The following is a 7898-nucleotide window of genomic DNA, read 5'->3' on the forward strand; positions in this document are numbered from 1 at the left end:
GAGGCGATGAAGATGGAGAACCCGGTGACCGCGCACAAGTCGGGTGTGGTGACCGGTCTTGCGGTGGAGCCGGGTGCGGCGATCACGCAGGGCACGGTGCTGGCCGAACTCAAGTAGGCGCTCCGCGCCCGTGAGTCCTTGTGGTCCCGTGGCGGGCCGAAAGGACTCACGGGCGGCGCAGCCGCCTTCGGGCGGATCGAACCGTAGGAGAAAACATGGCATTGATCGCTGTCCTCGAGTTGACCTTCAAACCCGATGCCCTCGACGCCGCGCGTGCGGTGATGGGCCGCGTGCTGACCGAGACCCGCGCCTTCGACGGGTGCCTCGGGGTGGACGCGGTGATCGACGCGACGAGCCCGAACACTTGGCGGTTCATCGAGCGGTGGGAGTCGGCCGAGCATGACGCCGCCTACCGCAGGTTCCGGGCCGGGGAGGGCGCGATCACCGACCTGGGGCCGCTGCTGGCCGGTGCACCGGCGTTGACGACGGGCACGGTGGCCGCGGACATCTGACCGCGCCGGGTGCCGTGGCCCTGGCCGCGGCACCCCGGCGGTGGTCGGGGCGTCAGCCGACGCGGCCGCGCGCCGATTCCGCGCCGCGCCCGTCGATCAGGAACGGGCGGGCGTTGACGACGTGCTTGCGCCAATGCGAGAACGCGGCGTCCGCGTCCCGGCTGCGCAGTAGCCGGATCAGTCGCCTGCAGGAGCGGACCGCCAGTTTCAGGTTTGCCGCGTACAGTTCGCGGTCCTCGTCCGTTTCCAGGACGGCGGGGCCGGTGTCGTGCCGGGTCAGCTCGTACAGCATCCCGGCAATGATCGCGAGCGGCGCGTTGCCGGACAGCTGGACCACCCGCAGGTGGAACGCGGACAGGCCGGCGACCAGAGTCTTCGACGCATACGACGCGGGCAGGTCCTCCTCGACCATGCGCGCGAGCTCGTCGAAATCCTCCTCGCTGCCCTCCGCTGCCAGCACCCGGGCGGCGTCCGGTTCGACGGCTTCGCGGGCGACGAACAGGTCGGCGATCGTGGCACCGGACAGTTCGAGGAGCATCGATGCGGGCCGCGCAACCACCTCGGGGCCGGGGACGCATACCCGGGCACCGGCCCGGGATCCGCGCCGCACCTCGACGAGCCCGTCCGATTCAAGCAGCCGGATTGCCTCCCGCAGGGTGGGGCGGCTGATCGCGAACCGGTCCATCAGGTCCGCCTCGTGGGGCAGGTGGTCGCCGTCCTTCAGCGCGCCCTCGATGATCATCGTGCGGAGGGTGCGGGCCACGATCTCGGCGGTCTTCGGGGTCCGGATCGGGCGGGTCGCGAGGCTCGGGGCATGGAAGACCGGTGCGAAGGTCTTGTCGGCCACCGGTCGTCTCCCTCGCCCTTGTCGTTGCGTCGACCCAGTAAAGCACCCGGCGCCGTCGTCCCTGACACAGGTCACGAGCCCGTCATCCGCGGCGCTCACGGCGCCCCGGTGCCGCTGATCAACGGCCACAGGCCTGCGCCGCCCGCGCCGGCCGCCGCCCCGGTCACGGCGTCGTCCCAGGACCGCACCGACCCGAACTCGCCCCGCCAGGCCAGCAGCCGGTTCGTGTACCGGTGCAGCGGGTGCTCGGCGGTGAAGCCGATCGCCCCCATTGCCTGATGTGCGTTCCGGACAATCGTGGCCGCCGCGTGCCCGGCGCAGGAGCGGGCCGACGCGATCGCGAACTCCGTTGCCGCCGCGTCGAACCCGTTCTCCATCACGGTGCTAACGGCGGCCTCGGTCGCGGCCCGGGCGAGGGCGTCGGCCGCCGCGATGTCCGCGACCAGCTGCTGCACCGCCTGGAAAGCGGCGATCGGCCTGCCGAACTGAGTTCGGGTGGTGGTGTGCCCGACGACGATGTCCAGGACCCGGCCCGCCGCACCGGTCATCGCCAGCGCCCGCGCCAACGCGCCCCGCAGCTGCAGTTCCCGGACCACGGTGCCGGGTATCGCGACGCCGGCCAGCCCGGACGGGTCGACGGTCACCCGGTCCCGCGGTTCCCCGGCCAGGTTCGCGCCCGGGACCACGTCGACGCCGGCGCGCGGCACCTGCGCGACCCGATGCCCGTCCCGGTCCGGCCACACCACCACCAGGGCGTCGGCGTGGCGGGCCCACGGAACCCGGTGCGCGACACCGCTGCCGTCCACGACCGCGGCGGTCCGGATGGGGGTGTCGCCGCCCGGCAGTTCCGCGGAGTCGGCGAGCCAGCCGGCAAGCAGGTCGTTCTCGGCGAGCGGGACCGGTGCCGCACTCGCCCCGGCCGCGGCGAGCAGCACGGCGGCCTCCGGCCAGCCGCCGCCCGCCTCGGCGCCGGTCAGCCGGGTGACCCCGAGGTCGGACAGGGTTGACCACAACGCCGGATCGAAACCGGTTCGGGCACCGGCCTTGTCGAAGACCCGATCGAGCAGCCGGGTCAGGTCGTCCAGGTCGGCGCTCACCGCATCCCCAGTCCCCGCGCGATCACGCCGCGCAGAATCTCGCTGGTGCCACCGCGCAGCGTGAAGCCCGGTCGTTGCAGCGCACCCGCGGCGACCAACCCCGCGTACTCCCGGGATGCCTCCTCTCCTGCCAGTTCGTCGGCCAGGTCCGCGATGTCGCCTTCGGTGGCGGTGCCGAGGACCTTCACCACCGAGGCCGCGACCTCCGCGTTCTCGCGGCGCTCCAGTGCCTCGGACACCGCCGTCGACATGTGGTGCAGCCCGACGAGACGGGCCACCAGGGCCCCGATCCGCGGATCCGCGGGCAGCGTCCCCGCCGCGACCTCGTCGGCGGTCGCGGCGAGCAGGGTGAAGGTGGACAGGAATCGTTCCGGGCCGCTGCGTTCGAAGCCGAGTTCGGACGTCACCTGCGTCCAACCGTCACCGACGGTGCCGAGCACCAGCTCGTCCGGAACGAACACCTCCTCGAGTCGCACCTCGTTGAAATGGTGATCGCCCGACATCGACAGGATCGGCTCGATCGTCACGCCGGGGGAGTCGAGGGGGACGATGAACTGTCCGAGCCCGTCGTGTCGGTGCGCGGGGTCCGGCGGGGCGGTGCGGGCGAGCGCGAAGAACGCGTCCGCGTGGTGCGCGCCGGACGTCCACAGCTTGGTGCCCGACAGGGACCAGCCGCCATCGACCCGGGCGGCCCGGGTTCGGACGCTCGCCAGGTCGGAGCCCGACTCCGGCTCGGACATGCCGATGGCCCAGCAGATTTCACCGCGTGCGATGCCGGGCAGGAAGCGTCGCTTCTGGTCTTCGGTTCCGTAGTTGAGCAGGGATGGCGCCGCCTGCCGGTCCGCGACCCACTGCGCGGCCACCGGTGCGCCGACGGCGAGCAGTTCCTCGGTGACGACGAACCGTTCCATGAACGTGCGCCCGTGCCCGCCGTACTCGACCGGAATTGTCATGCCGACCCAGCCGCGGTCCGCGAGCGCCCGGGTGAAGGCGCGGTCCCAGCGGGTGAGCCAGGTGTCGACGCCGGGAGTGAAGGCGCCTGCCTCGATCTGCTCGCGCAGGAACGTGCGAACCTCGGCCCGCAGGGCCCTCGTTCCTGGATCCGGCGGTGTGGCGGCCGGTACCAGCGGTGTGCGCATGACGTCCTCCCTGTGCTCGCAGTTCACGGTAGCCGTGGTGGTCTCGGCTGGAGGGCCGGACGGGCCGACGGTCAGCCGACGATGAGGGTCACGACCTCGGCAACGCACGCCGGTTTGTCGGCGCCCTCGATCTCGATGGTGACGGCGGAGGTGAGGAAGGCTCCGGCGGCCGCGCGTTCGAGGGCGACCGGGGTCGTGGTCGCCCGGATCCGCGACCCCGCCCGTACCGGAGCGGGGAACCGAACCTTGTTGCTGCCGTAGTTGACCCGCGCCGACCCGGTGTCGATCGTGTACAGCCGACCGGCGAGCAGGGGGAGCAGCGACTGGGTCAGGTAGCCGTGCGCGATCGTCGCGCCGTAGGGGCCGGACGCGGCCCGCTCGGGGTCGACATGGATCCACTGGTGGTCGCCGGTGGCATCGGCGAACGCGTTGATCCGGTCCTGGTCGACCGTCAGCCAGTCGCCGGGGCCGATCGCCTGCCCCAGCGCGGCCTCGAGCGCATCGAGGGAATCGAAGGTCTTCACGCGGTGCTCCTCGGGTGTCGTTCGGACATCGCCTGTGGTGGGGAGGGTTTCACATGAAACGGGTGGCCGCCGGTGAACACCGCGGTGCGGCCGACAGCAGCGGCCGCGCGGGTCAGCGGGTCGCCTCCCGTTCGATCGCCGCGACCTCGTCACGCAGCCGGGCCATCGTCCGGTCCAGCTCGGTCGCGGCGTCGGCGGCCTCCTTCAGTTCCTCGAGCAGCCGCTGCGGCACGGCCTTGTTGTACTTGTAGTAGATCTTGTGTTCGAGGCTGGCCCAGAAGTCCATCGCGATGGTGCGGATCTGGATCTCGACGTACGTCATCTCGGTGCGGTCCGACAGGTACACCGGCACCTGCACGATCAGGTGCAGGCTCTGGTAGCCGTTCGGTTTCGGGGCGGCGATGTAGTCCTTCACCTCGATCAGCGTCACGTCGGGCTGGCTGGTCAGCATCTCCGCGACCCAGTAGGCGTCCGAGACGAACGCGCAGGTCACCCGGATCCCCGCGATATCGCGGATCTGGTCGCGGATCGACTCGATGTCCGGTGGGCAGCCGATGCGGATCGCCTTCTGCAGCAGCGACTCGATCGACTTGAGCCTGCTGTTGACGTGCTCGATCGGGCTGTAGTCGTGGGCGAGTTCGAACTCCTCGCGGAGGATGGTGATCTTCGTCAGCGTCGCGTCGATCGCGAACTTGTAGTTCAGGCGGAAACGGGTCAGCCGCTGCTGCATCTCCCGCAACGAGTCCAGTGTCGGCTCGGTTGGCGCGTCGCCGCCGGTCACGTCGCGGAACAGGTCGGACAGGATCGCCAGTTCGGGCTCGACGCCGTCACCGGACAAGTGCGTGCTCACGGGTGCTTCCTCACTGCGGGCGCGGGCCCGGGTCGGGCGGCGCGTGTCGATGCTCGCCCTCCATTGTGCCGATTCCCGTCGTCGGCCCCGTCCCCTCGCCCGGCATTGAATGGGGGTTCATGCGCGGGGTTTCGCTGGCGGATGGCACATGAACCCCCATTCAACACGAGCGGGCGGGGCGGATAGCAGACGCGCCGCGCCGCGGATGCGGGTGGGGTGGCCGCGGCGCGCGAGGGCGCATCGACCAGGATTCAGCTGGTCCGGTTGCCGCCGGAGCGGTGACGGATTCGACGGGTGGAGGTCGCGATGACGAGGTGGACGACGCCGATGCGGGTGGCGGGGATTCTCGCGGGAGTGGTGTTCGCGGTCGGGGCCTGCTCGGCACCGACCGTGGAGGGAACGGCATCCGCGCAGGTCACGGCGATCACCGGGCAGGACGTCGGCGACGGCGGCGGCAGCACCGACTTCCGGGCCGAGGTGGGGGACTGCGTGAACCTGGGCGGCTCGGTGGACGCCGCGGAGATCGAGCACGCCACCTGCGGGAGCATGGACTCCAACTACAAGGTCATTGGGAAGGCGTCGGAGAACGCCCAGTGCCCGTCGGACGCGGACCAGGTCTACTACGAGACCTACGACTCGGTCGAGCAGGGAGCGCTGTGCCTGGACATTGACTGGGTCGTCGGTGGGTGCATGAGCGTGCCGGACAGCTCGGACGAGCCGTTCCGGGTCGAGTGCACCGACCCGACCGCGACGTGGGTGGAGCGGGTGACCGCGATCGTCGAGGACGTCACCGACGTCGAACGATGCGAGGAGGGCGGGTTCACCCACCCGGATCGTCGGTTCACGGTGTGCACCGAATCGGTGAACTCCTACTAGCCCGCTGCCCGCCCACCGATACGCTCGACCGATGTCATCACTGAGTCCGACCCTTGCCGGCCGGGTCTTCTCGCCGCCGAACTACCTGGTCGGCCGCGAGAAGGTCCGGGAGTTTGCCCGCGCCGTGCGGTCCACGAACCCCCTGCACCACGACGTCGACGCGGCGCGCGCGGCCGGATTTGCCGACGTCATCGCGCCGCCGACGTTCACCACGGTGACCGCGGGTCGGGCCGTCCTGCAGCTGGTGGAGGCTCCCGACACCGGCGTGATCCCCAGCCGCGTCGTGCACGGGTCGGAGCGGATCGAACAGCACCGGCCGATCGTCGCCGGCGACGAGTTGTCGACCACGCTGACGATCACCGACGTCACCGAGCGGGTGGGCAACGCGATTCTTTCCACCGTCTTCGAGATCCGGGACGCCGCGGGGGAGCCGGTCGCGACCGTCACGTCCTCCCTGCTGGTGCGGGGGGACGACGCATGAGCGGCACCGCCGTGGACTTTGCGGGCCTGGAGATCGGCGCGATCGTCGCCAAGTCGGATCTGACCGTCACCCGCGAGGATCTGGTTCGTTATTCCGGTGCGTCCGGGGACACCAACCCGATCCACTACAACGACACCGTCGCCGCCAGCGTCGGGTTGCCGGGGGTCCTCGCGCACGGGATGCTCACCGCCGGCCTCGCCCTGCAGGTGGTGATCGATTGGATCGGGGACCCGACCGCGGTGACCTCCTACGAGACCCGGTTCACCAGGCCCGTGGTGGTCGACCCGATCGACGGCGCGGACCTTGTCGTCGCGGTGAAGGTCGCTCGGCTCGACCCGGAGACCCGAACCGCGCGGCTCGACGTCACCGTGACGTGCGGTGGGCAGACGGTGCTCGGGAAGACGCAGGCACACGTTCGCCTGTAGCCCGGTCGGTCAGGGTGCGTCGGCGTCGGCGTCGACGCACCGTAGCCGGGTTCCGTACCGGTCCTCCTCGCCGGTCCGGGCCCCCGAATCGGTGATGATCGTGTCGACCTCGGTCAGTGCTGCCACGCGGGCGAGGGCACGCTGCCCGAACTTCGAACTGTCCGCGAGTACCGCGGTGCGGGCTGCCGCGGCGATCATGGCCCGTTTGACCGGTATCTCCAGGGTGTTGCTGTTCGTGATCCCCGCGTCGGGGTCGATCGCGTCCGCGCCGAGGAACGTCCAGTCGACCGAGTAGTCGGTGAGGAACTCGACGGTGCGCTCACCGACCAGGGTGAACACCGAGCCGAGCAGTTCGCCGCCCGCCACCAGCAGTCGCACATCGGGGAGGGTGGCGAGGTACTTCCCGATGCGCAGGTCGTTGGTGATGACCGTCAGCCCGGACCGGTGCCGCAGTGCGGTCGCGACCTGGTAGGTGGTGGATCCGCTGTCGAGGATCACGCTGTCGCCGTCGCGCACCAGGCCGGCGGCCTCGTGTGCGATCGCCGCCTTCTCGGCCCTGCGGACGTTCTCCTTGACGGCGTAAGGGATTTCGGAATGGGTGCCGTCGACGGGCCGCGCGCCGCCGTGCGTCCGTTCGGCCTTCCCGCCGCGCACCAGGGCGTCCAGGTCGCGGCGGATCGTCGACGCGTCGACGCCGAGGTCGCGCGACAACGCCTTCGCCTCGACGTAGCCGTCGGCGACGAGTCGCTCGAGAATCTCGTGTCGTCGGGTGCTCGCAGACACGCTGGTTCCTCCTTGAGTGATGACCGGACGGTCCGATGGCGAGGCGCGCATCCGGAGTCTAACCACCCGTGCGCGCACATTATTGACACGCAACGCCATCATTTGCATGATTACGGGCATTGAATGCGCGATAGCGCGCAAACGGTGCGTGAACTCACGCAACCTCACCTGGACACCGAGGAGCCTCGATGCAGATGGACCGGATCGGCCGCGCACGCCGCCACGTTGGGGTGCCCGCATGACCCTCAAGCTCGGGTACAAGGCGTCGGCGGAGCAGTTCGGGCCGCGGGAGTTGGTGGAGTTGGCGGTCCTCGCGGAGGAGCGGGGGATGGATTCGGCGACGGTGTCGGATCATTTTCAGCCG

Annotated in this window: 11 protein-coding genes and 1 pseudogene; 6 read left to right on the forward strand and 6 right to left on the reverse strand. The window is 70.4% G+C overall.

Translation table 11 applies throughout. The features are described from left to right. A partial coding sequence (locus ACWF62_RS20170) for an acetyl-CoA carboxylase biotin carboxyl carrier protein subunit (RefSeq protein ID WP_452630739.1) occupies positions 1-117 on the forward strand: 117 nt, incomplete at its 5' end. A gap of 98 nt (positions 118-215) precedes the next feature. Then, positions 216-512 (forward strand): putative quinol monooxygenase, encoded by a 297-nt coding sequence (locus ACWF62_RS20175; protein WP_378509109.1) that lies wholly within the window; start codon positions 216-218, stop codon positions 510-512. A 52-nt stretch (positions 513-564) separates the two neighbouring features. Here ACWF62_RS20175 and ACWF62_RS20180 read toward each other — a convergent pair whose 3' ends face one another. From ACWF62_RS20180 to ACWF62_RS20200, 5 genes are all read right to left on the reverse strand, one after another. Beyond that, positions 565-1359, reverse strand: a complete 795-nt coding sequence (locus tag ACWF62_RS20180) for a FadR/GntR family transcriptional regulator (protein WP_378509108.1) — start codon at positions 1357-1359, stop codon at positions 565-567. 95 nt (positions 1360-1454) lie between these two features. Continuing rightward, entirely contained in the window at positions 1455-2456 is a 1002-nt protein-coding gene (locus tag ACWF62_RS20185; protein WP_452631182.1) for an acyl-CoA dehydrogenase family protein, read from the reverse strand. Continuing rightward, the gene (locus ACWF62_RS20190) at positions 2453-3595 is read right to left on the reverse strand and encodes an acyl-CoA dehydrogenase family protein (RefSeq protein ID WP_452631184.1); all 1143 of its coding nucleotides are present in this window, start codon (positions 3593-3595) and stop codon (positions 2453-2455) included. Before ACWF62_RS20190 ends, ACWF62_RS20185 begins: the two co-directional genes overlap by 4 nt. Before the next feature lie 71 nt (positions 3596-3666). Next, positions 3667-4119: a MaoC family dehydratase gene (locus ACWF62_RS20195; protein WP_452631186.1), complete on the reverse strand. Its 453-nt coding sequence runs from the start codon at positions 4117-4119 to the stop codon at positions 3667-3669. A gap of 112 nt (positions 4120-4231) precedes the next feature. Then, entirely contained in the window at positions 4232-4969 is a 738-nt protein-coding gene (locus ACWF62_RS20200; protein WP_378571564.1) for a GTP pyrophosphokinase, read from the reverse strand. Positions 4970-5275: 306 nt separating this feature from the next. Here ACWF62_RS20200 and lppU point away from each other — a divergent pair, with 306 nt between their 5' ends. From lppU to ACWF62_RS20215, 3 genes are read left to right on the forward strand one after another with little or no spacing between them, the layout of a single operon-like run. After that, positions 5276-5845, forward strand: a complete 570-nt coding sequence (gene lppU / locus ACWF62_RS20205; RefSeq protein ID WP_378509103.1) for an LppU family putative lipoprotein — start codon at positions 5276-5278, stop codon at positions 5843-5845. 31 nt (positions 5846-5876) lie between these two features. Continuing rightward, positions 5877-6326, forward strand: a complete 450-nt coding sequence (locus tag ACWF62_RS20210) for an FAS1-like dehydratase domain-containing protein (protein ID WP_378509102.1) — start codon at positions 5877-5879, stop codon at positions 6324-6326. Beyond that, the gene (locus ACWF62_RS20215) at positions 6323-6751 is read left to right on the forward strand and encodes a MaoC/PaaZ C-terminal domain-containing protein (protein WP_378509101.1); all 429 of its coding nucleotides are present in this window, start codon (positions 6323-6325) and stop codon (positions 6749-6751) included. The genes ACWF62_RS20210 and ACWF62_RS20215 overlap by 4 nt, the downstream gene beginning before the upstream one ends. A gap of 9 nt (positions 6752-6760) precedes the next feature. On the opposite strand, the gene ACWF62_RS20220 is transcribed toward ACWF62_RS20215, so the two are convergent. Further along, complete coding sequence (locus tag ACWF62_RS20220) at positions 6761-7534, reverse strand: DeoR/GlpR family DNA-binding transcription regulator (RefSeq protein WP_452631188.1); 774 nt, start codon at positions 7532-7534, stop codon at positions 6761-6763. A 238-nt stretch (positions 7535-7772) separates the two neighbouring features. On the opposite strand from ACWF62_RS20220, the pseudogene ACWF62_RS20225 reads away from it, so the two are divergent. Beyond that, a pseudogene (locus ACWF62_RS20225) lies at positions 7773-7898 on the forward strand (glucose-6-phosphate dehydrogenase (coenzyme-F420)); the annotation flags it as partial.

Source organism: Rhodococcus sp. NPDC054953 (genome assembly GCF_053609225.1).

What these genes read in the sequence shown, in the direction of transcription:
- ACWF62_RS20175 (WP_378509109.1), top strand. Translation starts at nt 216, where the DNA reads ATGGCATTGATCGCTGTCCTCGAGTTGACCTTCAAACCCGATGCCCTC.
- ACWF62_RS20190 (WP_452631184.1), bottom strand. Translation starts at nt 3,595, where the DNA reads ATGCGCACACCGCTGGTACCGGCCGCCACACCGCCGGATCCAGGAACG.
- lppU (WP_378509103.1), top strand. Translation starts at nt 5,276, where the DNA reads ATGACGAGGTGGACGACGCCGATGCGGGTGGCGGGGATTCTCGCGGGA.
- ACWF62_RS20210 (WP_378509102.1), top strand. Translation starts at nt 5,877, where the DNA reads ATGTCATCACTGAGTCCGACCCTTGCCGGCCGGGTCTTCTCGCCGCCG.
- ACWF62_RS20215 (WP_378509101.1), top strand. Translation starts at nt 6,323, where the DNA reads ATGAGCGGCACCGCCGTGGACTTTGCGGGCCTGGAGATCGGCGCGATC.